This window comes from Acidovorax sp., assembly GCF_046339755.1.
Lineage (GTDB): Bacteria > Pseudomonadota > Gammaproteobacteria > Burkholderiales > Burkholderiaceae_C > Acidovorax.
Genome location: NZ_JBKDTZ010000146.1, coordinates 1 through 22,136 on the forward strand (window position 1 = coordinate 1; position 22,136 = coordinate 22,136).

The 22,136-nt window shown below is 68.2% G+C and carries 20 protein-coding genes; 9 read left to right on the forward strand and 11 right to left on the reverse strand.

Annotated features, from left to right (window positions below; all coding sequences use genetic code 11):
• Positions 1 to 316: ATP-binding cassette domain-containing protein (locus ACK59X_RS12260; protein WP_409957600.1), on the reverse strand; the 316-nt coding region annotated here is incomplete at its 3' end.
• Positions 317 to 518: 202 nt separating this feature from the next.
• On the opposite strand from ACK59X_RS12260, the gene ACK59X_RS12265 reads away from it, so the two are divergent.
• The 3 genes from ACK59X_RS12265 (at position 519) to proC (ending at position 3,712) form a co-directional block, all read left to right on the forward strand.
• Complete coding sequence (locus tag ACK59X_RS12265) at positions 519 to 1,283, forward strand: DeoR/GlpR family DNA-binding transcription regulator (RefSeq protein WP_409957601.1); 765 nt, start codon at positions 519 to 521, stop codon at positions 1,281 to 1,283.
• A 16-nt stretch (positions 1,284 to 1,299) separates the two neighbouring features.
• Complete coding sequence (glpK, locus tag ACK59X_RS12270; protein WP_409957602.1) at positions 1,300 to 2,793, forward strand: glycerol kinase GlpK; 1,494 nt, start codon at positions 1,300 to 1,302, stop codon at positions 2,791 to 2,793.
• A gap of 82 nt (positions 2,794 to 2,875) precedes the next feature.
• Entirely contained in the window at positions 2,876 to 3,712 is an 837-nt protein-coding gene (gene proC / locus ACK59X_RS12275; RefSeq protein WP_409957603.1) for a pyrroline-5-carboxylate reductase, read from the forward strand.
• A gap of 15 nt (positions 3,713 to 3,727) precedes the next feature.
• Here the strand turns inward: proC and ubiA are convergent, their stop codons facing one another.
• A complete protein-coding gene (gene ubiA, locus ACK59X_RS12280) occupies positions 3,728 to 4,612 on the reverse strand; it encodes a 4-hydroxybenzoate octaprenyltransferase (RefSeq protein WP_409957604.1) in 885 nt (294 codons plus the stop codon).
• Between the two features lie 176 nt (positions 4,613 to 4,788).
• On the opposite strand from ubiA, the gene ACK59X_RS12285 reads away from it, so the two are divergent.
• Genes ACK59X_RS12285 through ACK59X_RS12300 form a run of 4 tightly spaced genes read left to right on the forward strand, consistent with a single transcriptional unit; the run spans position 4,789 to position 10,827 of the window.
• Positions 4,789 to 8,223, forward strand: coding sequence for a response regulator (locus tag ACK59X_RS12285; protein WP_409957605.1), 3,435 nt, complete (start codon positions 4,789 to 4,791; stop codon positions 8,221 to 8,223).
• Between the two features lie 20 nt (positions 8,224 to 8,243).
• Positions 8,244 to 9,083: a CheR family methyltransferase gene (locus ACK59X_RS12290; protein WP_409957606.1), complete on the forward strand. Its 840-nt coding sequence runs from the start codon at positions 8,244 to 8,246 to the stop codon at positions 9,081 to 9,083.
• On the forward strand, positions 9,080 to 9,688 hold the full coding sequence (locus ACK59X_RS12295; RefSeq protein WP_409957607.1) for a chemotaxis protein CheB: 609 nt from the start codon (positions 9,080 to 9,082) through the stop codon (positions 9,686 to 9,688). Before ACK59X_RS12290 ends, ACK59X_RS12295 begins: the two co-directional genes overlap by 4 nt.
• A complete protein-coding gene (locus ACK59X_RS12300) occupies positions 9,685 to 10,827 on the forward strand; it encodes a response regulator (protein WP_409957608.1) in 1,143 nt (380 codons plus the stop codon). The genes ACK59X_RS12295 and ACK59X_RS12300 overlap by 4 nt, the downstream gene beginning before the upstream one ends.
• Before the next feature lie 40 nt (positions 10,828 to 10,867).
• Here ACK59X_RS12300 and ACK59X_RS12305 read toward each other — a convergent pair whose 3' ends face one another.
• The 6 genes from ACK59X_RS12305 to recG all read right to left on the reverse strand — a co-directional run bounded on the left by ACK59X_RS12305 (position 10,868) and on the right by recG (position 18,113).
• Positions 10,868 to 11,242, reverse strand: coding sequence for a response regulator (locus ACK59X_RS12305; protein ID WP_409957609.1), 375 nt, complete (start codon positions 11,240 to 11,242; stop codon positions 10,868 to 10,870).
• A gap of 181 nt (positions 11,243 to 11,423) precedes the next feature.
• A complete protein-coding gene (locus ACK59X_RS12310) occupies positions 11,424 to 11,927 on the reverse strand; it encodes a Dps family protein (protein WP_409957610.1) in 504 nt (167 codons plus the stop codon).
• A gap of 107 nt (positions 11,928 to 12,034) precedes the next feature.
• The gene (locus tag ACK59X_RS12315) at positions 12,035 to 13,774 is read right to left on the reverse strand and encodes a dipeptidase (RefSeq protein ID WP_409957611.1); all 1,740 of its coding nucleotides are present in this window, start codon (positions 13,772 to 13,774) and stop codon (positions 12,035 to 12,037) included.
• Positions 13,775 to 13,946: 172 nt separating this feature from the next.
• Positions 13,947 to 14,912, reverse strand: a complete 966-nt coding sequence (locus tag ACK59X_RS12320; protein ID WP_409957612.1) for a LysR substrate-binding domain-containing protein — start codon at positions 14,910 to 14,912, stop codon at positions 13,947 to 13,949.
• Positions 14,909 to 15,988, reverse strand: coding sequence for a hypothetical protein (locus ACK59X_RS12325; protein WP_409957613.1), 1,080 nt, complete (start codon positions 15,986 to 15,988; stop codon positions 14,909 to 14,911). The genes ACK59X_RS12320 and ACK59X_RS12325 overlap by 4 nt, the downstream gene beginning before the upstream one ends.
• A gap of 1 nt (position 15,989) precedes the next feature.
• On the reverse strand, positions 15,990 to 18,113 hold the full coding sequence (gene recG / locus ACK59X_RS12330) for an ATP-dependent DNA helicase RecG (RefSeq protein WP_409957614.1): 2,124 nt from the start codon (positions 18,111 to 18,113) through the stop codon (positions 15,990 to 15,992).
• Positions 18,114 to 18,213: 100 nt separating this feature from the next.
• Here recG and ACK59X_RS12335 point away from each other — a divergent pair, with 100 nt between their 5' ends.
• The gene (locus ACK59X_RS12335) at positions 18,214 to 19,503 is read left to right on the forward strand and encodes an HD-GYP domain-containing protein (RefSeq protein WP_409957615.1); all 1,290 of its coding nucleotides are present in this window, start codon (positions 18,214 to 18,216) and stop codon (positions 19,501 to 19,503) included.
• 74 nt (positions 19,504 to 19,577) lie between these two features.
• The gene (gene queA / locus ACK59X_RS12340; protein ID WP_409957616.1) at positions 19,578 to 20,699 is read left to right on the forward strand and encodes a tRNA preQ1(34) S-adenosylmethionine ribosyltransferase-isomerase QueA; all 1,122 of its coding nucleotides are present in this window, start codon (positions 19,578 to 19,580) and stop codon (positions 20,697 to 20,699) included.
• On the opposite strand, the gene ACK59X_RS12345 is transcribed toward queA, so the two are convergent.
• The 3 genes from ACK59X_RS12345 to ACK59X_RS12355 all read right to left on the reverse strand — a co-directional run.
• Positions 20,686 to 21,333, reverse strand: coding sequence for a hypothetical protein (locus tag ACK59X_RS12345; RefSeq protein ID WP_409957617.1), 648 nt, complete (start codon positions 21,331 to 21,333; stop codon positions 20,686 to 20,688). The two genes, queA and ACK59X_RS12345, sit on opposite strands and share 14 nt — an antisense overlap.
• Positions 21,311 to 21,553 carry a helix-turn-helix domain-containing protein gene (locus ACK59X_RS12350; protein WP_409957618.1) on the reverse strand — a complete coding sequence of 81 codons (243 nt, stop codon included), beginning with the start codon at positions 21,551 to 21,553 and terminating at the stop codon, positions 21,311 to 21,313. Before ACK59X_RS12350 ends, ACK59X_RS12345 begins: the two co-directional genes overlap by 23 nt.
• A 62-nt stretch (positions 21,554 to 21,615) precedes the next feature.
• On the reverse strand, positions 21,616 to 22,136 hold a 521-nt coding region (locus ACK59X_RS12355), incomplete at its 5' end, for a DUF2975 domain-containing protein (RefSeq protein WP_409957619.1).

A 22,136-nucleotide genomic window follows, 5' to 3' on the forward strand; every position in this document is an offset into this window, starting at 1 on the left:
TCTTTTCGCCGCGCAGCTTGAGCGGCGAGGCGATGTTGTCGGCCACCTTCATCGACGGGTAGTTGATGAACTGCTGGTAGACCATGGCCACGTTGCGCTCGCGCACCGGCATGCCGGTGACGTCGGCACCGTCCACCCGCACGGTGCCCGCCGTAGGCGCATCGAGCCCGGCCATGATGCGCATCAGGCTGGTCTTGCCGGCCTGGGTGGCGCCCAGCAGCACCGTGACGGCGCCACTGTGCAGCGCCATGCTCATGCCATGGAGCCAGGTCTGCGCCCCCACCCTCTTGCTGATGCTGTCCAGTGCCAGCTGCATCCCGCACACCTTTCTCAGAACCCCTGATGGGTCTTGTGGAATCGGCCCCGTACGCAGGCGCGCCGAGGCCGTTTGTTTTCGATTGCGTTCATTCTTGTTCTTTTGTGATCGTTTTGTATCAAGGTTTACCCTTAATGAGTTCCTTTTTGTTCCATTTAAAGTATCGCCACCCTATTGGCTTCTTTCTTGCTGCCCTGACCGCGTGAACACGAATCCCCGACAACTCCTGCTCCTTGAAGAAGTGCGCGCGCGCAAGTCGGCCAGCGTCGAACAGCTCGCCGAAACCCTGGGTGTGACCCTGCAGACGGTGCGCCGCGATGTGCAGCGGCTGGCCGAATCGGGCCTGCTCACGCGCTTCCATGGCGGCGTGCGGGTGCCCAGCTCCACCGTGGAGAACCTGGCCCACCCGCAGCGCGAAACCCTGCATGCCGAAGGCAAGGCGCGCATCGCACGCGCCGTGGCCGAACAGGTGCCCAACGACTGTTCGCTGATCCTGAACATCGGCACCACCACCGAGGCCATTGCCAAGGCCCTGCTGCACCACCGCGGCCTGCGCGTGATCACCAACAACCTGAACGTGGCGGCCATCCTGAGCGGCAACCCCGAGTGCGAGGTGATCGTGGCCGGCGGCGTGGTGCGCGCGCGCGACCGCGGCATCGTGGGCGAGGCGGCGGTGGACTTCATCCGCCAGTTCCGCGTGGACATCGCGCTGATCGGCATCTCGGGCATCGAGCCCGACGGCTCGCTGCGCGACTTCGACTACCGTGAGGTGAAGGTGGCGCAGACCATCATCGCCCAGTCGCGCGAGGTCTGGCTGGCGGCCGACCAGAGCAAGTTCAACCGCCCGGCCATGGTGCAGTTGGCCACGCTGCAGCAGATCGACCGGCTGTTCACCGATGCGCCGCCGCCCGAGCCCTTTCCCGTATTGCTCCAGGACGCCGAGGTGATTTGCACCGTGGCCGCCTGACTTATCCTTGCCCGCCATGACCTACCTGCTCGCACTCGACCAAGGCACTTCCAGCTCCCGCAGCATCGTCTTCGACGAGCAGGGCCACATCGTGGCCCTGGCCCAGCGCGAGCTGCCGCAGATCTACCCGCAGCCCGGCTGGGTGGAACACGACCCGATGGAGATCTGGCGCACCCAGTTGGCCACGGCGCGCGAGGCGCTGGAAAAGGCCAACATCAAGGCCAGTGCCGTGCGCGCCGTCGGCATCACCAACCAGAGCGAAACCACCGTACTGTGGAACCGCCAAACCGGCAAGCCCGTGCACCATGCCATCGTCTGGCAGGACCGCCGCGCCGAGCCGGCCTGCGCGCAGCTGCGCGAGCAGGGGCACGCGGGCACCATCCAGGCCAAGACGGGCCTGCTGGTCGATGCCTATTTTTCGGGCACCAAGCTGCAATGGCTGCTGGACCACGTGCCCGGTGCGCGCGCGCAGGCCGAGCGCGGCGAGCTGGCCTTCGGCACGGTGGACAGCTGGCTGATGTGGCAGCTCACGCATGGCGAGGTGCACGTGACCGACGTGAGCAATGCCTCGCGCACCATGCTGTTCAACGTGCACACCAACCAGTGGGACGACGAGCTGCTGGCGCTGCTGCGCATTCCCAAGTCGCTGATGCCGCAGGTGCAACCATCGAGCTCGCACTTCTGCGACGTGGCTCCCGACCTGCTGGGCCACGCCATCCGCGTGGGCGGCGTGGCAGGCGACCAGCAGAGCGCGCTGTTCGGCCAGGCCTGCTTCAGCGCGGGCATGGCCAAGAACACCTATGGCACGGGCTGCTTCATGCTGATGCACACGGGCGCCACTTTCCAGACCTCGCAGAACGGCCTGCTCACCACCAGCGCAGCCCAGGCCAGCGCGCAGACCGAGTTCGCGATGGAAGGCAGCGTCTTCGTGGGCGGCGCGGTGGTGCAGTGGCTGCGCGACGGCCTGCGCGCCATCTCCACCAGCGGCGAGGTTGAATCCCTCGCGCAGAGCGTGCCCGACTCTGGCGGCGTGATGATGGTGCCGGCCTTCACCGGCCTGGGCGCGCCCTACTGGAAGCCCGATGCGCGCGGCACCATCACGGGGTTGACGCGCGGCTCCACCCTGGGCCACATCGCGCGTGCGGCGCTGGAGAGCATTGCCTACCAGAGCGCCGCGCTGCTGCAGGCCATGGGACGCGACGCCGTGGCTGCCGGCGGCAAGCCGGTGAGCGAGCTGCGCGTGGACGGTGGTGCCTGCGCCAACGACCTGCTGATGCAGTTCCAGGCCGACCTGCTGGGCATTCCGGTGGTACGCCCGGCCGTGATCGAGACCACGGCCCTGGGGGCCGCCTACCTGGCGGGCCTGTCCAGCGGTGTGTACGGCAGCACGGCCGAACTGTCGCAGCTGTGGCGCGCCGAGCGGCGCTTTCTGCCGACCCTGGACAAGGCGCGTGCACAGGAGCTCATGGAGCGCTGGGAACGCGCCGTGCGCCAGACCACCGCAGAGTGACCCCGAAACAGGGAGGAGCAGTGGCCGCGGGCGGTGCGGCTACCATCATGGCCCCGCTGTTTGTTTCCCAGTTGTGCACACCATGAGCCAGACCCCCGCCTCCCCTACCCTTCCCGTGATCGCCTTCATCGGCGGCGGCAACATGGCCAGCGCCATCATCGGCGGCCTGGTGCGCCAGGGCCACCCGGCCAGCCAGATCGAAGTCGTCGAGCCCTGGGAGCAGGCGCGCGAGGCCCTGCGCACGAACTACGGCATCGAAGCCCAGCCGGAAGCCGGCGCTGCCCTGCAGCGCGCGCGCATCGTGGTCTGGGCCGTCAAGCCCCAGACCTTCAAGGATGCCGCCGCCCTGGCGCGCGCCCACACCCAGGATGCGCTGCACCTGAGCGTGGCCGCCGGCATCCGTTCGGACAGCATCGCCCGGTGGCTCGCCAGCGAGCGCATCGTGCGCACCATGCCCAACACCCCGGCCCTGGTGGGCAAGGGCATGAGCGCGCTGTATGCCCGCCCCGGCGTCTCGCCGGACGAGCGCCAGAGCGCGGAAGCCATCATGGCCACCACGGGCGAGTACCTGTGGGTGGACAGCGAAAAGCAGCTCGATGCCGTGACGGCGCTGTCGGGCTCGGGCCCGGCCTACGTGTTTTACTTCCTGGAAGCCATGGCCCGAGCGGGCACGGCCATGGGCCTGTCGGCTGCGCAGTCCCACCAGTTGGCCGTGGGCACCTTCGTGGGCGCCTCGGAACTGGCGCGCCGTTCGGACGAACCGCCGGCTGTGCTGCGCGAGCGCGTCACGTCCAAGGGCGGCACCACCTATGCGGCGCTGCAGTCCATGCAGAACGATGGTGTGGGCGAGGCCTTCGAGCGCGCGATACAAGCCGCCGAGCACCGCGCCCACGAACTGGGCGATGAGTTTGGCAAGTAATTCCTCGCCCGCTACTCAATTGATAGCAAGCTGGCGCAACAGGTAGCTGCCGGCAATGCCGGCGAACACGGTGGCGCCGAGCCAGTGGTTGACGCGGAAGGCCTGGAAGCAGCCTTCGCGGCTGCGGTCGCGGATCAGCGTCCAGTGCCAGACTGCCTGTGCCAGGGCGGCGGCTGTGGCCAGCCAGTACACCGGGTCCAGGGCATAGGGCGCCAGGGCCACGCCCCAGATGCCCAGGAACAGCAGGTAGAACAGCACGATGGCCGCCACGTCGAAGCGGCCCAGGGTGATGGCCGAGGTCTTGATGCCGATCTTGAGGTCGTCGTCGCGGTCGACCATGGCGTACTCGGTGTCGTAGGCCAGCACCCAGAACAGGTTGCCCAGCCACATCCACCACGCCACGGCGGGCACCTGGCCCTGCACCGCGGCGAAGGCGATCACGATGCCGAAGTTGAAGGCGATGCCCAGCACGGCCTGGGGCATGGCGATGATGCGCTTGGTGAACGGGTAGGCAATGGCCACCAGCACGGCGGGCACGGACCAGGCGATGGCCGCCGCATTGGTGGTGAGCACCAGGCCGAAGGACACCAGGGCCAGCACAGCGCCCAGGGCCAGCGCCTGCTTGACGGAGACGGCCCCGGTGGTCACGGGCCGCGCCGCGGTGCGCTTGACGTGGCGGTCGAAGTCGCGGTCGGCCACGTCGTTCACGCAGCAGCCCGCGCTGCGCATGAGGAAGGTGCCCAGCACGAACACCGCCAGCAGGTGCCAGCCCGGAAAGCCATCGGCGGCAATCCACAGCGCACTGAGCGTGGGCCATAGGCAGACCAGCCAGCCTGCGGGCCGGTCCCAGCGGATCAGGTCGAGGTAAAGAGACAAGCGGCTGCGCGGAAGTGCGGACATGGGCGATGGAAGCGGCGAGGGAGAACTGCCCCACAGGGCAGGCGCACCGGGAATGTAACAGCCGCAGTGCCCACCGGCCCCGCAGGGAGCGCTACCATGCAGGACATGTCCTACACCAGCAGTTGGTACAACCCGTTACAGTGGCCGGTTGCCCCTTCACCCGGAATCCGCCCCGCATGCCCCGATCCCCGAGTACCCAGGCCGCCCAGCGCTTTGCCATCCCCAAGAGCCTGATGGCAGGCTTCATCGTCGCGGCCCTGGCCACGCTGGTGATTGCCTTCGTGAACTACCGGGCCTCCGAGGTACGGGCCGACGCCGTGGCGGCGATGGACCGGACTTCGCAGGCCATGCGCCAGCTGTCGCTGGTGCACTCGGCGCTCAAGGACCTGGAGACCGGGCAGCGCGGCTACCTGCTCACGGGTGACGCCTCCTACCTGCAGCCCTACCTGCTGGCGCAGAACGTGCTGGACCGGCAGCTGACGGCCCTCAAGGCCAGCACCGAGGGCAATGCCGGCCAGCGGCGGCTGGTGGTCCAGATCGAGGACCTGGCCCGGCAAAAGCGCAGCGAGCTGGCCGAGACCGTGGACCTGCGCAAGGCCGGCAACGTGGAAGGCGCCATGGCCCTGGTGCGCAGCGATGCGGGCAAGAACATCATGGACCGGGTGCGTGACCTGGCTTCGGATCTGGCGGGCCTGCAGACGCAGGAACTCGAAGACCGCCGCCGCGGCTGGGAGGAAGCCACGTCCCTGTCGGCCTACTACTCCTGGGGCGGCTCACTGGTGCTGCTGGCGCTGATCTGCATCTCGGCCGCGCTGACCGCGCGCGAACACCGCCTGAAAGCGCGCCAGAACTGGGTGGTGACGGGCCTGAGCGGGCTGGCGCAACGCCTGCAGGGTGACCGCCGCGTCGAGGAGATCGGTGAGCTGGCGCTCGAGTACCTGGCCACCTACCTCAATGCCAAGGTGGGCGCTGCCTATGCGGTCAACGAGAATGGCGGCTTCACGCTGTTCGGTGGCTATGCGCTGCCGCGCGAGCGCCTGGCGCAGAAGCTGATCGACGGCGAAGGCCTGGTGGGCCAGTGCGCGCGCTCGCGCGAACTGTTGCACGTGCGCGACGTGCCTGCCAACCACCTGGTGGTGTCTTCGAGCACCGGTGCCTCCGCCCCCGCCGAGCTGCTGGTGGCTCCCGCCATGGAAAACGGCGAGGTCTTTGCCGTGATCGAACTGGGTTTCTACCGCGCAGTCGACGAATTCGAGCACAGGCTGTTCAAGCAGGCCTCGGAGATGCTGGCCGTTGCCATCCGCTCGGGCCAGGACCGCAGCCGCCTCGAAGCCCTGCTCGAAGAGACCCAGCGCCAGTCCGAGGAATTGCAGGCCCAGCAGGAAGAACTGCGCGTCAACAATGAGGAGCTGGAGCAGCAAAGCCGCATCCTGCAGGAATCGCAGGCCCAGATGGAGCTGCAGCAGACCGAGCTGGAGCAGACCAATGCCCAGCTCGAAGAGCAGACCCAGCAGCTCGAGAACCAGCGCGAGGAATTGCTTGCCGCCCAGAGCGACCTGACCGAGAAGGCGCGCGAGATCGAGCAGACCAGCCAGTACAAGAGCGAGTTCCTGGCCAACATGAGCCACGAGCTGCGCACCCCGCTCAACTCCACGCTGATCCTGGCCAAGCTGCTGGCGGACAACAAGGCCGGCAACCTCACGGCCGAGCAGGTGAAGTACGCGCAGACCATCTCCTCGGCCGGCAACGACCTGCTGGCGCTGATCAACGACATCCTGGACCTGTCCAAGATCGAGGCCGGGCAGGCCACCATCGACATCGAGACCGTGGACATCGCCCGCACCGTGCAGGGGCTGGCCGATCCCCTGCGCCCCATCGCCGAGGAGAAGGGCCTGACCCTCACCGTCACCATGGACCCGGGCGTGCCGGCCACCATGGACACCGACCCGCTGCGCCTGGGGCAGGTGATCAAGAACCTGCTGTCGAATGCGGTGAAGTTCACCGAGCAGGGCAGCGTGGCGCTGCATGTCTCGCCCCTGCCCGGGGACATGCTGGCCTTTGCGGTGCGCGACACGGGCATCGGCATCCCCGAGCACCAGCAGGAGCTGGTCTTCGAGGCCTTCCGCCAGGCCGATGGCAGCACCCACCGCAAGTACGGCGGCACGGGGCTGGGCCTGTCGATCTCGCGCGATCTGGCGCACCTTCTGGGCGGCAACATCGCCATCCGCAGCACGCCGGGCCAGGGCAGCGAGTTCACGCTGACGGTGCCACGCCACGCAGTGCCGCTGGATGCGCCCTCCACCGGCATGGCCATGCAACCTCCGCCAGCGCACGCCGGCACGGCACCCATGGCCCCTGCAGCCGCCACCCTGCCTGCGCCGCCAGCCGCCCCCGCCATCCTGCCTGTGGCGGCGCGCCCCAAGGGCGAGCGCAACATCCTCGTGATCGAGGACGACGTGCGCTTTGCCAACATCCTGAACGACCTGGCGCAGGAGATGGATTTCCACTGCATCCTGGCCCACACGGCCGGCGAGGGCCTGGCGGCCGCCACGCTGCACCAGCCCAGCGCCATCGTGCTGGACGTGAACCTGCCCGACTTCTCGGGCCTGGGCGTGCTCGACCAGCTCAAGCGCAACCCGGCCACGCGGCACATCCCGGTGCATGTGGTCTCGGTGGCCGACTACTCGCAGGAGGCCATGGGCCGCGGCGCCATCGGCTACGCGCTCAAGCCCGTCAAGCGCGAGGAACTGGTGCAGGCCCTGCAGCGCCTGGAAGCCAAGTTCACCCAGGGCATGCGCCGCGTGCTGGTGGTGGAAGACGACGAGCGCCAGCGCGAGAGTGTGCGCGCCCTGCTGGCCAGCGATGGCGTGGACATCGTGTGCGTGGAAAATGCCAAGATGGCGCTGGACTACCTGCGCAGCAGCACCTTCGACTGCATGGTGATGGACGTGAACCTGCCCGACCTGAGCGGCTACGAGCTGCTCAAGGCCATGTCGGAGCAGGAGGACGTGTCCTTCCCGCCGGTCATCGTCTACACCGGGCGCGCCCTCACGCGCGACGAAGAGCAGCAGCTGCGCCGCTTCTCCAAGTCCATCATCATCAAGGATGCGCGCTCGCCCGAGCGCCTGCTCGACGAGGTGACGCTGTTCCTGCACCAGGTGGAGTCCGAGCTGTCGGTGGAGCGCCGGCAGATGCTGCAGGTGGCACGCAGCCGCGATGCAGCCTTCGAGGGCCGCACGGTGCTGGTAGTGGAGGACGATGTGCGCAACGTGTTCGCGCTCTCCAGCATCCTGGAGCCCACGGGCATTGCGGTGCAGATCGCGCGCAATGGCCGCGAGGCGCTCGACTTCCTGGAGCGCTCCGGCGGCGCCGGCCCGGCGGTGGACCTGGTGCTGATGGACATCATGATGCCGGAGATGGACGGCTACACCGCCATGCGCGAGATCCGCAAGCAGCCGGCCTGGCGCAAGCTGCCCATCATCGCCCTCACGGCCAAGGCCATGAAGGACGACCAGGAGAAATGCCTGGCCGCCGGCGCCAACGACTACATCGCCAAGCCGCTGGATGTGGAGACGCTGCTGTCGCTGGTGCGTGTGTGGATGCCCAAGTGAGCAGCACGCCGGAGTGACGATTGCACCACCTGAAGACGGCCCGGATCGGCGACATCGAGCAGCGCCTGCTGCTCGATGCGATCTACTACCGCTACCACTACGACTTCCGCGGCTATGCGCAGGCCTCGCTCAAGCGGCGCCTGCAGGCGGCGCTGTCGCGCTTTGGCTGCCAGACGCTGTCGCAGCTGCAGGACAAGGTGCTGCACGATGCCGCCATTTTCCCGGCGCTGCTCGAATACCTCACGGTGCAGGTCAGCGAGATGTTCCGCGATCCGCGCTACTTCAAGGCGCTGCGCGAGCAGGTGATCCCCATCCTGCGCACCTACCCCTCGCTCAAGGTCTGGGTGGCTGGCTGCAGTACGGGCGAGGAGGTGTATTCGCTGGCCATCCTGCTGCACGAGGAAGGCCTGCTCGAGCGCACCATCATCTATGCCACCGACATCAACCAGCAGGCCCTGCAGGCGGCCGAAGCCGGCGTGTTCGAGCTCTCGCGCGTGGCCGCCTTCACCGAAAACCACGTGCGCTCGGGCGGCAAGAGTTCGCTGTCGGATTACTACTCCGCCGGCTATGGCCGGGTGGTGTTTGATCGCGCGCTGCGCAAGCAGGTGGTGTTCTCCGACCACAGCCTGGCCACGGACACGGTGTTCGCCGAAGTGCACCTGGTGTCCTGCCGCAACGTGCTGATCTACTTCGAGCGTGAGCTGCAGAACCGGGCGCTCGGCCTGTTCAAGGAAGCGCTCTGCCACCGCGGCTTTCTGGGCCTGGGCTCCAAGGAGTCGATGCGCTTCACCGAGCAGGCCCCGGCTTTCGACGATTTTGTGCTGGAAGACCGCATCTACCGCAAGAAGGTGGGCACATGACGGCCGCTACACGGCACCCGCCCGGCGCGCGCAGGTTCGATGCCATCGTGATCGGGGGCTCGGCGGGCGCCATCGATGCGATCTCCACCATCCTGCCGGCGCTGCAGGCGCAGATCCGCGCAGCGGTGCTGGTCACCCTGCACCTGCCGCGCGAGGCCCCGAGCCTGCTGCCCGAGATCTTTCGCCCGCGCTGCGCGCTGCGCACGGCCGAAGCGCAGGACAAGGAGCCCATCGAGGCAGGTACCGTGTACTTCGCCCCGCCCGACTACCATCTGCTGGTGGATGCCGGACCACGGCTGGCGCTCTCGGTGGACGAGCCCGTGCACTTCTCGCGGCCATCCATCGACGTGCTGTTCGAGTCGGCGGCGGATACCTATGGCGAGCGCCTGCTCGGTATGCTGTTGTCCGGCGCGAACCAGGACGGCGCGCGCGGCATGGCCGCCATCGGCGCCGCCGGGGGTCTGTGTGTCGTGCAGGCCCCCGCGAGCGCTGCCATGTCCACCATGCCGCAGTCCGCGCTGGACCTGATGGCGCCACACCATGTCCTGACCCCTTCGGAGATCGCGTCCCTGTTGGCCGACCTGCAAATGCGGAGAATCCTGTGAGCCCCACCCTGCACCCCCAGCCACTGCCGGCCGAGCGCATCAAGTGCCTGGTGGTGGACGACGTGCCCGAAAACCTCGTGGCAGTGGAGGCATTGCTGCACAGCGACGGCATCGAGGTGCTCAAGGCCCAGTCGGGGCCCGAGGCGCTGGAGCTGCTGCTGCAGCACGGCGACGTGGCACTGGCTTTGCTGGACGTGCAGATGCCCGAGATGAACGGTTTCGAGCTTGCCGAGCTGATCCGCGGCAGCGAGCGCACGCGCCACATCCCGCTGATCTTCATGACCGCCGGTTCGCGCGACCAGAACTGGCAGTTTCGTGGCTACGAGACCGGGGCCGTGGATTTCCTGTACAAGCCCATCGACCCGCAGGTGCTGACGTCCAAGGCGAATGTGTTCTTCGAGCTGTTCCGCCAGAAGCGCGCCCTGGCGCGCGAACTGCGCGAGCGCACCGAGGCGCTGCGCATCAACGAGATGTTCATGGCCGTGCTCAGCCACGACCTGCGCACGCCGCTGATGTCCATCGGCGCGGCCGCCACCGCGCTGCAGCGCCAGCCGCTGCCAGCCGACAAGGCGCAGGCCCTGGCCGGGCGCGTGCTCAGCAGCAGCCAGCGCATGGGGCGCATGATCGAGGACCTGCTGGACGTGACGCGCATCCGCCAGGGCGGCGGCCTGGCGATGCGCATGGCCCCGGTGGACCTGCTGGCGGTGCTGCAGCGCTCGCTGCAGGAGATACGCACGGGCTTTCCCAACCATGTGATCCGCACCAGCGACCAGGGGAACCTGGCCGGCGTGGGAGACGAGGAACGTCTGTGCCAGCTGGCCATCAACCTCATCGGCAATGCGGTGCACCACGGCGATCCCGCGGTGGCGATCCATGTGGCCCTGGATGGCACCGACCCGCAGACCCTGGCCCTGACGGTGACCAACGGCGGCACCATTCCGCCCGCACTGCTGCCGCAATTGTTCAGCCCCTTCCGGGGGCGTGACCAGGCGCCAGGGCGCCACCAGGGCCTGGGGCTGGGCCTGTTCATCGTGCAGCAGATCGTGCGCTCGCACGGCGGCCGTATAGATGTGCAGTCCGAAGACGGCACCACGCGCTTTCATGTGGTGTTGCCGCGCCACCCCGCGGCAGCAGGCTGACCGGCCGCCCTGGCCCGCGCGGCGGACCTGCGGGGCCGGATCAGCGCCCGGCGGGCGAGGTGTCTAGCGAGGCCTGCACCTGGAGCAGCAAGGTCTCCAGGTCTTCGAGTTCGAACGGCTTCATCAGCGTGCGCACGTTGGGCCCCCAGGCCGAAGGGTGGCTGCCCAGGTCGTAGCCGCTGCACAGCACCACCCAGCGCCGGGGATCGGCCGCCAGTACCTGGCGCGCCAGGTCCGTGCCGGACAGCCCGGGCAGGCTCACATCGGTGACCAGCAGATCGAAGCTGCCATCGCGCTCCAGCTCCAGCGCCTCTTCTGCCGTGGCACAGCTGGTGATCGTGCGCCCCTCCCCTTCCATCAGCATGCCGATGGTTTCCCGCAGTTCGGGGTTGTCCTCCACATAAAGGATTCGCATAGGGATGGTGTCGTGTTCTGGAAGGGCGGAACGTGGCGGAAAAAGCACAAGAGGAAACGCCAGTACGGATCATTCAGGAAAGCGCGGGCACCACCTGTAGGACGAGATGCCAATGCGGCAGGCTGCCCGGGGAGATAGGGCCCGCCAAAGGAACGGGGCCTTGCTGACCCGTCCATCCAGCTCACTCCTCCAGCAGCGAGCGCAGCATCCAGGCGGTCTGCTCATGCACCGTGAGGCGCTGGGTCAGCAGGTCGGCGGTGGGTTCGTCGCTGGCCTTGTCGGCCAGCGGGAACAGGCTGCGCGCCGTGCGGGCCACGGCCTCATGGCCTTCGACCAGAACGCGCACCATGTCCAGGGCCTTGGGCGGCTTGCTCGGCGCATCGGCCACGGTGGCCAGCTTGCCGAAATCGGCATACGAGCCGGGAGCGATGTGGCCCAGCGAGCGGATGCGCTCGGCGATCGGGTCCACGGCGTTCCACAGTTCGGTGTACTGCGCCATGAACATGGTGTGCAGGGTGTTGAACATGGGGCCCGTCACGTTCCAGTGGAAGTTGTGCGTGGTCAGGTACAGGGTGTAGGTGTCGGCCAGCAGGCGCGACAGGCCTTGCGCAATGGCGGCGCGGTCCTTTTCGCTGATGCCGATGTTGATGCTGGGGGCGGCGGGGGTCTTGGCGGCTTTGGCCATGGAGGCTCCTTCGTTGGAAACAAGCGATGGTCTGGCCCCCTCGCCCGGGCTCACGCCGGGCCAGGGAGCTGGGGTTCGCACCCAATGTAGCGCAAGCGCGAATCCCGTTACTGCATCTTGTCCAAATTGCCGATGCGCACCAGCATCTCGGTGAACATCTGCATGTCGGCATCCAGGTCCACGACTTCCTTGTACTCCTTGGCGTTGTGGGCCGTGTACTTCTTGCCCGGCATGGCGGGGCCGAAGTTGATGGCGTTGGGCATGAGCTTGGCCGTGGTGCTGCCGGCGGTGGGCACGGGTTTGGCTTCGAGGCCCGTCGTGTCGCCGAAGGTGTTGAGCAGCGTGGAGAGCCAGGCGCCCTTGGGGTCGCGCGCCATCCAGTTGCCCTGCTGGTGGTCGATGACCACCGGAACGGAGGCCTGGGCCGCCCAGTCGTTGATCTTGACCTTGCTGGCCTGCACCAGGTTTTCGGGCGTGCTGCCGCGCGGCATGCGCACGTTCACCAGCACGTCGACCATGCCGTCCTTCTCGCGCACGAGGTTGGGCGACATGGTCAGCGGGCCCATGAAGTCATCGCTGTAGGCCATGCCGATGGTGCGGCCCAGGTAGTCCGTGCCATACAGTTCGGCGATGTAGCGCACGGCATTGGCATAGCCGGTGAGCGCCACCGCCACGCCGGATTCGCGCAGGAACAGAGCCAGGCGCGGCAGCGGGTTCACGCCCTCCTCGGGGCGCGAGCCGTGGGCCGAGGTGCCGGTGACCTTGATCTGCACGGCGCCGGACTCCTGCGCCACGTCGATCTTGAAGGCCCCGCCCTGCGGCGTGTACTTGGCGATGAAGGCGGCCTTGGCACTGTCCAGCTTGGCCGCCACGGCAGCCAGGTCACCGCCCTGCAGGCGCATCGTGGCGGTCTGCGGAACCGCGTTGGTGGACGCGGCGCCGGTCATGGAGGTGATGGCCGTGTAGCCGGCCGGCGCATCCTGCAAGGGGAACGAGGCGCGCAGCGCGCCGGAGCCCTTTTCGGCGACCACCGCCGGGTACTTGCTGTCGAGCACGATGTTGTACTCGGGCAGTTCGGTCTTGGTGCGGTAGTACTTCATGGCATCGCCACCGGTCTCTTCGGTGGTCTCGATCATGAGGCGGATGGTGCGCGACAGCGGCAGTCCGCTTTCCTTGACGGCCTTCATCGCATACAGCACGGTGGCGATGGAGCCCTTGTCGTCGATGGAGCCGCGACCGTACAGGTTGCCACCCACGCGCGTGAGCTTGAAGGGGTCCAGGCGCGTACCGTCGTCCAGCACCCATTCGTCGGCCACCACGGGCACCACGTCGGCGTGCGTGAGGATGCCGAATTCTTCCTTGCCGCTGCCGGGCAACTTCACTTCGAAGATGCGGTTGTCCACGTTGCGGTATTCCAGGCCGAACTCCTTGGCCATGCCTTCGACCAGGGCGCCGAAGGCGATGATGGCCTTGTCCTCGTGCGGCGGCACCTTGTCATTGCGGAAGGTGGGGATGGCGACCATGCGCGCCGTGGCGTCGATCACCGCCGCCTGGTTGCGCAGGCGGTTGTACAGGCCGAGCAGGCGGCTGATGTTGACCAGGTCGTCCCCGGCCAGCGGGGCCTTGGCCTTGTAGGCGGCAACGCTCGCCTGCAGCAGCGGGTTCTCACGCGCAGCCTGCGCGATGAAGTCGTCAAAGCTGCCCTGGGCCGCTGCGGGCAGCGCCGCCACCAGGCGGTCCATCTGGGCCTTCTTGATCGTGGCTGCCTGCGGCGCATCGGTCGTCGTCACGCTGGAGCAGGCTGCCAGGCCCACGGCAAGGCCAGCGGCCATCAAAATCTTCTTCATCTCTGTAGCTTTCCTAGGGAATGGGGGAGCGCGGGACAGGCGCGGGTGGCATGTGGCGCCAACCCGCAGCACCGGCGCCGCGGTACGGGAGCGCCGGCGGGGCAGGACCCCGCGCGGCGAAAGTGTATCGCCGCCGGCCCCCAGCGCGCCAGGGCGCCCGCAGCAAGGGTTGTCAGGACAACCGCGTTACGCCCGGCAATTCGCAGGCATAGATCGCATTGCGCAGCGCGGCAATGGCCTCGTAGCGCGTGAAGCTGCGGCGCCAGGCCAGCACCACGCGGCGCATGGGCGGCGGGCTGCCGTCGTCTTCGCGGATGGGGACGTAGCGGATGTAGTTCTCGTCGCTCTTGCGCCGGCGCGAGACCGTGAGCAGCGCATCGCGTGGCACCGACAGGCGCGGCACCAGGGTCACGCCCATGCCGGCGGCCACCATGTGCTTGATGGTTTCGAGCGAGGAGCCCTCGAAGGACTTGCGGATGCCTTCGGCATTGCTGGCAAAGCGCGCGAATTCGGGGCACACCTCCAGCACATGGTCGCGGAAGCAGTGGCCCGCGCCCAGCAGCAGCATGGTCTCGCTCTTGAGTTCGGCGGCAGAGATGGATTTTTGCGTGCCCAGCGGGTGGTTGGCCGGCAGGGCCGCCATGAAGGGCTCGTCGTACAGCGGCGCCATGGCCAGGGCGGTGTCGGGGAAGGGCTCGGCCAGGATGGCGCAGTCGATCTCGCCGGTGCGCAGCATTTCCAGCAGCTTGACGGTGAAGTTCTCCTGCAGCATCAGCGGCATCTGCGGGGTGCGGGCAATGGAGTGGCGCACCAGGTCGGGCAGCAGGTAGGGGCCAATGGTGTAGATCACGCCCAGGGTCAGGGGGCCGGCCAGCGGGTCCTTGCCGCGCTTGGCGATTTCCTTGATGGCGGCGGCCTGTTCCAGCACGCTCTGCGCCTGGCGCACGATTTCCTCGCCCAGGGGCGTGACGGTGACTTCGCCTGCGCTGCGCTCGAACAGCTTCACATCGAGTTCTTCCTCGAGCTTCTTGATGGCCACCGACAGCGTGGGCTGCGACACATAGCAGGCATCGGCGGCGTGGCCGAAGTGCTTTTCGCGCGCCACCGCGACGATGTATTTGAGTTCGGTGAGGGTCATGGAGATTCCAGACGGGTTGACCCTGCATTGTGCAGCGCCGCGCGCCTCACCGCCCAGTACGCCACGCCAGCGCGGTGCAGCACCAGGGCAACGAGCAGGGCCAGCACCGCGCCGATCACCACCGGCAGGGGTGCGGCATACCGGCTGGCGGCCAGCGCGTCGTCGAAAACCAGCGCGCGCAGCGACTCCAGCGCCACCAGCAGCAATGCCGCCCACCCCAGTGCCAGAACCAGGTGCGGCCAGAGCGCGGGCACGGGTCTGCCCGCTCCCGTTCGGCGCTGCTGCCATGCCGCCAGCCCCAGGTGCAAGGCCAGCACCAGGGGCGCCAGCAGCAGGCCCGCCCACCAGAAGGTGTCGATGGCGGAAGCCTGCAGCGCACCGATGTCCCAGCGCCGCAGGAAAGGCAAGGCAGCGAAGATGGAGCACAGCGCCATCCACTGGGTCAGCAGCACGGCCAAACCGGCCAGCGCGCCCGCCAGGCCGGCCCGGTCCCAGCGCGCCATGCAGCGCACGCGGACGCCGGCTGCGCGGGCGAGTTCCACCACGGCGGCCTGCTCGCCCGCGCGCGCCTCGGGGGTGGCGGCCTGCCAGGTGTCCCAGGGAATGGCATAGGCTTCCACCGAGCCGGGGCGGTGCAGGCGCAGGCCTGTGGGGTCCACGGACAGCACGCTCCACCAGCTCCAGCGCGAGCGCGCTTCGTGGCGCTCACTGCCATCGGGCCCCTCCACGCGGTAATGCAGGCCTTCGGCGCAGGCCTCCCACCGGGCCCGGTCGCCGGCAAACGCGTAGCGGCGCAGGTTGGCCTGCAGCATGGACGGGTAGGCCTGCGAGGATGCGAGGGCGATCAGCACCAGGAACATCAGCATCGCGGGCAGATGGGTGAGAAAGCTGCCCCAGCCAGAGAGCACCGACAGGATGCCCCAGGGCGAGAACATCAGCGCCACCAGCACTGTCATGAGCAACGGGGCCATGAAGCGCAGGCCGGCCGGGCGGTCCAGGTGGGCCAGGCGCACGGCGGCAGCGAGGTAGGCGGGGTCGCGCACCCACTGGGCGCTGGGATTGGGTGAAGTGTCCATGTCATGCCTTGAGGTAGTCGGATTTCCCCCCTAGCCAGCGCATGACGTGGCGTTCGGCCAGTTCGGCATGGCGGTCCAGCATCACGGGAGCCAGTTCGCGCGCCCATTCAAGCAGGTGGGTGTCGGTGGCCAGGTCGGCGAAACGCAGCAGCGCGTCGCCTGACTGCCGCGCGCCGAGGAATTCGCCGGGGCCGCGGATCTCCAGATCGCGCCGGGCGATTTCGAAGCCGTCGTTGGTCTCTGCCATCGCGCGCAGGCGTTCCTTGGCAGTCTCGCCCACGCGGCCACTGTCGTTGGTGGAGTAGAGCAGCACACAGGCCGATGCCGCCGCCCCCCGCCCCACACGCCCGCGCAACTGGTGCAGCTGCGACAGGCCGAAGCGCTCGGAGTGCTCGATCACCATCAGCGAGGCATTGGGCACGTCCACGCCGACCTCGATCACCGTGGTGCTCACCAGCACACCCATCTGCCCGCTGCTGAAAAGCGCCATCACGGCTTTCTTCTCGGCGGCCGGCATGCGCGAGTGCAGCAGGCCGACCATGACGCCGGGCAGGGCCTCGCTGAGGTCGGCATGGGTGGCCGTGGCATTGCTCAGGTCCAGGGCCTCGCTCTCCTCGATCAGCGGGCAGACCCAGTAGACCTGCCGGCCGTCCGCCACCTGGGCGCCGATGCGAGCGATCACTTCGTCCTTGCGGCTATCGGCAATGAGTTTGGTGACGATGGGGGTGCGCCCCGGGGGTAGTTCATCGATGACGGAAACGTCCAGGTCGGCGTAGTAGCTCATCGCCAGGGTGCGCGGGATCGGCGTCGCGCTCATCATCAGCATATGCGGCTCCATCCCCTGCGCGGCAAGCTTTTGCCTGAGTGACAAACGCTGCGCCACCCCGAAGCGGTGCTGCTCGTCGATGATGGCCAGCGCCAGGTTCTTGAAGCGCACCTGGTCCTGGATCACGGCATGCGTGCCCACCACCAGGGCGGCCTCGCCGCTCTCCACCAGGGCCAGCATGGCAGTGCGGTCCTTTTTCTTTTGCCCTCCCACCAGCCAGGCCACCCGGCGGCCATGCGCGGCCAGCAGCGGCTCCAGCCAGCCGATCATCTTGGCGAAGTGCTGCTCGGCCAGGATTTCGGTGGGCGCCATCAGTGCGCACTGCCAGCCGGCGTCCATGGCGATGGTGGCGGCCAGCGCGGCGACCACCGTCTTGCCCGAGCCCACGTCGCCCTGCAGCAGGCGGTGCATGGGCACCCAGCGGGCCAGGTCCTGGGCGATCTCCTGCCCCACGCGCCGCTGGGCGGCGGTCAGATCGAAGGGCAGCACGGCCATGAGCTGCTCGTGCAGGGGCAACACCCCGCCTTCCGCCTTGCGCGGGCGCAGCACCGGGGCGCGCAGCCGGTCGCGCTCGCGCCGCGACTGCTGCTGAGACAGCTGCTGGGCCAGCAGTTCCTCGGCCTTCAGGCGCTGCCAGGCCGGGTGGCTGTGGTCCTCCAGGGTGGACAGCGACACGTCGGGCGTGGGATGGTGCAGGAACTGGAGCGCTTCGCGCAGGTTGAACGCGCGGTAGCTGCCGCCGTCGCGCCGGAACACCGCGTAGGGCGGCTCCGTACCCGGGGGCAGGGTTTCCGACAGGTCCACCCGGTGGAGCGCACTGACGACCGCCTTGCGCAGGTAGGGCTGCGGCAGGCCGGCCGTGGTGGGGTAGACGGGCGTGAGGGCAGAGGGCAGTTCGCCGCCGGCCTGGCGGAAGGCCGGGTGCAGCATCTGCCGCCCCCAGAAGCCGCCCTTGACCTCGCCGCGGATGCGCAGGCGGGCGCCCACAGCCATGGTTTTCTGGTGCGAAGGGTAGAAACTGAAAAAGCGCAGCTCGCAGGAGCCCGAGGCATCCTCGACCTGCACCAGCAGCTGGCGGCGCGGGCGCAGCTGCACCTCGCAGGCCGTCACGGTGGCTTCGATCTGCACCATCTGCCCATCGCGCGCACTGGACAGCGGCGTGATCCGGGTTTCATCCTCGTAGCGCAGCGGCAGGTGCAGGGCCAGATCGACGTCGCGCACGAGACCCAGCTTGTGCAGTGCCTTTTGCGCAACACTGGCGGTAGAGGGTGCCCTGGGAGCGGCGGGCGTTGTGTTCAAGGGTTATCCGGAAATACGAAGGATTCGGGGGCCAAAAAGGCTAACATGGTTACTGTTTATTACCTGGATTTGGCAGGCCCTGGCGATCTGGACAGTTTCCATGCTCAAGCGCATCAGTATTCAGCATCTCACGTTGGGCATGTACCTGCACGACTTCTGCGGCTCGTGGATGGACCATCCATTTTGGCGCGCCAAATTCGTTCTCAAGGATCCCAAGGACCTGGCGCGCATCAAAAGCACGAGCATCGAGGAGGTGTGGATCGATACCTCCAAGGGCCTGGACGTGGCGGCGGGGGTGCGTTCCGTTTCGCGCGAGGAAGCCGACATCCAGGTGGAAACGGATTTCAGCATGCTGGAGAACCTGCCGCCCCTGGTGGTCGATCCTCCTCCGCCTCCGGCCCCCGCCCGGCGCCAGTCCCGCGGCAAGGCCCCTGCCAGCATGCACAGCGAACTGCTGGCGGCCGCCTCGATCTGCGGCGAAGCCAAGCAGGCCATGGTCTCCATGTTCAAAGAGGCGCGCATGGGCAAGGCCGTGAACCCGGAGAACGCGCGCGGCCTGGTGGAGGAAATCTCGGACTCCGTCACGCGCAACCCGGGCGCGCTGATCAGCCTGGCACGCCTGAAGACGGCCGACGACTACACCTACATGCACTCGGTGGCCGTGTGCGCCCTCATGGTGGCGCTGGCCAAGCAGATCAACCTCAATGAAGAGCACACCCGCAGCGCCGGCATGGCGGGGCTGCTGCATGACCTGGGCAAGGCGGCCATTCCGCTGGCCGTGCTCAACAAGCCGGGCAAGCTGACCGATGCCGAGTTCGCCGTGGTCCAGAGCCATCCGGCCGAAGGCTATGAGATGCTCAAGGAAGGCGGAGCCGTGGAGGATGCCGTGCTCGACGCCTGCCGCCACCACCATGAGAAGATGGACGGCTCGGGCTATCCCGACAAGCTCAAGGGCGACCAGATCAGCCTGATCGCGCGCATGACCGCCATCTGCGATGTCTACGACGCCATCACCTCCGACCGGCCCTACAAGTCTGGCTGGGATCCGGCCGAATCGCTGCGCCGCATGGCCGAGTGGACCAAGGGCCATTTCGACCCCCGGCTGTTCCAGGCCTTCGTCAAGAGCATTGGCATCTACCCGGTGGGCTCGCTGGTGCGCCTGAGCTCCGGGCGCATCGGCGTGGTGACCGAGCAGGGCGCGCAGTCGCTGACCTCGCCCAAGGTCAAGGTCTTCTTCTCGACCAAGTCGGACCTGCGCATTCCGCCCGAGGTGGTGGTCCTGGCGATCCCCGGCAGCACGGAGAAGATCGTGGCGCGCGAGGACCCGGAGAAGTGGAAATTCCCGGACCTCAACGAGCTGTGGTCCGGATTTTCCGGACAGGCCTGGTAGGCCGCCCGGACGTGGGAAAATAGCGCCCCTGTTTTTCCCAACTTGGTACGGGCCTGTCCGGCCCTCAAGCTTCCATGACCGTTTCCAGCACGCCTGCGCCCCCGCGCCATTTCACGCTCAGCGATTTCGACTTCTCGCTGCCCCCCGAACTCATTGCCCAGCACCCCGCCGCCGAGCGCAGTGCGTCGCGCCTGCTCGATGGCCGCGCCGCGGACCCGGTGGACCGCATCTTCCACGAACTGCCCGGCCTGCTGCAGCCGGGGGACATGCTGGTTTTCAACGACACGCGCGTGGTCAAGGCACGCATCTTTGGCGAGAAGGCCAGCGGCGGCAAGCTGGAACTGCTGATCGAGCGCGTGCTGTTGGGCAACGAGGTCGTGGCCCACATGAAGGTCAGCAAGAAGCCCCTGCCCGGCGCCGTGGTGCACATGGCGGGCGGCCTGCACGGCGGCGGCTTCAACGCCACGCTGCTCTCGCGCTGGCCCGGCGAGGACGGCCCGCTGTTCCGCTTCGCGCTCGAAGGGCCGGCCGGGGAAACGCCGCACGACCTGATGGAGCGCCACGGCCATCTGCCGCTGCCGCCCTACATCGAGCGCCAGCAGAATGCCGAGCACGACCCCGATGCGGCCGAGGACGCGCAGCGCTACCAGACCGTGTTCGCGCGTGCGCCCGGTGCCGTGGCCGCCCCGACGGCGGCGCTGCACTTCGACGAGGGCGTGCTGGCGGCCCTGGCCGGCTGCGGTGTGGAGCGTGCCAGCGTCACCCTGCACGTGGGTGCCGGCACCTTCCAGCCCGTGAAGACCGAGAACCTGGCCGAGCACCAGATGCACAGCGAGTGGTACGAGGTGCCACTGGCCACGCTGGCGGCGCTGGAGCGCTGCCGCCAGCGCGGCGGCCGGGTGGTGGCGGTGGGCACGACCACGGTGCGCACCCTCGAATCCTGGGCGCGCAGCGGCCAGGCCTCGGGCGATACCAACATCTTCATCACCCCGGGCTTCGCCTTCCAGGTGGTGGACCTGCTGCTCACCAACTTCCACCTGCCCAAAAGCACGCTGATGATGCTGGTGAGCGCCTTTGCAGGCTACGAGCGCATCCAGGCCATCTACCGCCACGCCATTGCGCAGCAATACCGCTTCTTCAGCTACGGCGACTCGATGCTGCTGGAACGCGAACGCACACCCCTCAGCAATTCGTGACGGCCGCGATGCGCGGGGCGGCCCCGACCTCCGGCAGGCGGTTGGCCGAAGGCAGGCGCACGCAGTAGACACCCGCCTCGCTCTCCACCCGGGTCACGCGGCCGGTGGCGTGGTTCTGCCACTCCTGTTCGGACATGGTGCCCAGAGCCCGCGGCGCCTGGCCTGCCGCCAGCGCGGCAGCCGATGGCGTGCCGTGGCGGCGCTGCCATTCCCGTTCCTGCCGCGCCGCACGGGCCACGCCCTCGGGGCTCCACTGCACGGGGGGCTCATCGCGGGCATCCGATGCAGGGGGCAAAGGAACGGGGATGGCCGCCATGCCGGGCCCGTTGCCCTCGGGCAATGCCAGCACGGCGGGCGGGGGAGCACTGCGGGCCTCGCGTGCCAGGCCGGTTGGCGGCCTGGCATCAGCTTGAACCGACCGGGGCGCTGCCGCCTCGGCCTGCGGGGCCGATGGTGGCGCCGTGATCCAGAGGACTTCCATGGACTGCCTGGGCTGTGGCACGGGCGCTCGCCTGGCCAGTTCGGAACCGAGCAGCCACCACAGCGCCGCCCCGTGCAGCAGCAGCGAAGCTGCCACCGCACTCCCCAGGCGCCAGCCCGGGCGGGAGCGGTCAGGGGGTGGCAGCGTCGCCATCGGCAGTACCGCCCTCCTGCGCCACCCAGGCCAGCAGGTCACCCGGCTGGCATTGCAGGTAGTCGCAGATGGCGGCCAGGGTCTCGAAGCGCACGCCCTTGACCTTGCCGCTCTTGAGCAGCGAGAGGTTGGCCTCGGTGATGCCCACGTGCGCCGCCAGGTCGCGCGATTTCACCTTGCGGCGCACCAGCATTTCATCGAGCGTGACGACGATGGGCACGGTGGCCACCTTTCCGGCGCATGCCCTGGTGTGAACTGAAACGGCAAGGCGCCATTGCGTGCTCAGACAAATGCATGCGACTCCTCCTGCAGGCGCTGGCCCTCGGCCATCACATGGGCCAGCAGCAACATCATGAGCCCCACGATCAGCACGCTCATCTCGAACGAGCCCACCGACAGCGCCACCTGCCCGCCGCGCTGCCCCGAGGCCAGCCAGGACAGCAGCGCCGTCACCGCCGCGCCATGCACCAGCGAGGCCGCGGACATGGCGATGAACCCCCAGCCCACGCCGCGAAAGCCGCGCACCACCGCCAGCCCGAACACCTCGCCGCGCAGGAAGGCGCTGCAGATGCGGTGCAGGCACCAGACGGTGAACAGCATGGCGGCGGTGGGCAGGCACTCGATGGCCAGGCCCGCCAGGCGCCAGGCCGCGTCGATCTGCGCGGGGACCCCGATGCCGACCTGCAGCGCCTGCGCAGGCAGCAGCATCTGCGCGAATGCGCCCGACTCACCCCGGCCGAGCAGCAGCCAGCGGGCCACGGAAAAGCAAACGCCCGCCAGGGCGCACAGCAGGGTCAGCGCAT

Bases quoted from the DNA above. Each gene is read 5' to 3' on its own strand.
- ACK59X_RS12315 (WP_409957611.1), bottom strand. From the start codon at position 13,774: ATGAAGAAGATTTTGATGGCCGCTGGCCTTGCCGTGGGCCTGGCAGCC.
- ACK59X_RS12305 (WP_409957609.1), bottom strand. From the start codon at position 11,242: ATGCGAATCCTTTATGTGGAGGACAACCCCGAACTGCGGGAAACCATC.
- ACK59X_RS12345 (WP_409957617.1), bottom strand. From the start codon at position 21,333: ATGGCGACGCTGCCACCCCCTGACCGCTCCCGCCCGGGCTGGCGCCTG.
- proC (WP_409957603.1), top strand. From the start codon at position 2,876: ATGAGCCAGACCCCCGCCTCCCCTACCCTTCCCGTGATCGCCTTCATC.
- ACK59X_RS12325 (WP_409957613.1), bottom strand. From the start codon at position 15,988: ATGGACACTTCACCCAATCCCAGCGCCCAGTGGGTGCGCGACCCCGCC.
- ACK59X_RS12320 (WP_409957612.1), bottom strand. From the start codon at position 14,912: ATGACCCTCACCGAACTCAAATACATCGTCGCGGTGGCGCGCGAAAAG.
- ACK59X_RS12335 (WP_409957615.1), top strand. From the start codon at position 18,214: ATGCTCAAGCGCATCAGTATTCAGCATCTCACGTTGGGCATGTACCTG.
- ACK59X_RS12310 (WP_409957610.1), bottom strand. From the start codon at position 11,927: ATGGCCAAAGCCGCCAAGACCCCCGCCGCCCCCAGCATCAACATCGGC.
- glpK (WP_409957602.1), top strand. From the start codon at position 1,300: ATGACCTACCTGCTCGCACTCGACCAAGGCACTTCCAGCTCCCGCAGC.
- ubiA (WP_409957604.1), bottom strand. From the start codon at position 4,612: ATGTCCGCACTTCCGCGCAGCCGCTTGTCTCTTTACCTCGACCTGATC.
- queA (WP_409957616.1), top strand. From the start codon at position 19,578: ATGACCGTTTCCAGCACGCCTGCGCCCCCGCGCCATTTCACGCTCAGC.
- ACK59X_RS12285 (WP_409957605.1), top strand. From the start codon at position 4,789: ATGCCCCGATCCCCGAGTACCCAGGCCGCCCAGCGCTTTGCCATCCCC.
- ACK59X_RS12295 (WP_409957607.1), top strand. From the start codon at position 9,080: ATGACGGCCGCTACACGGCACCCGCCCGGCGCGCGCAGGTTCGATGCC.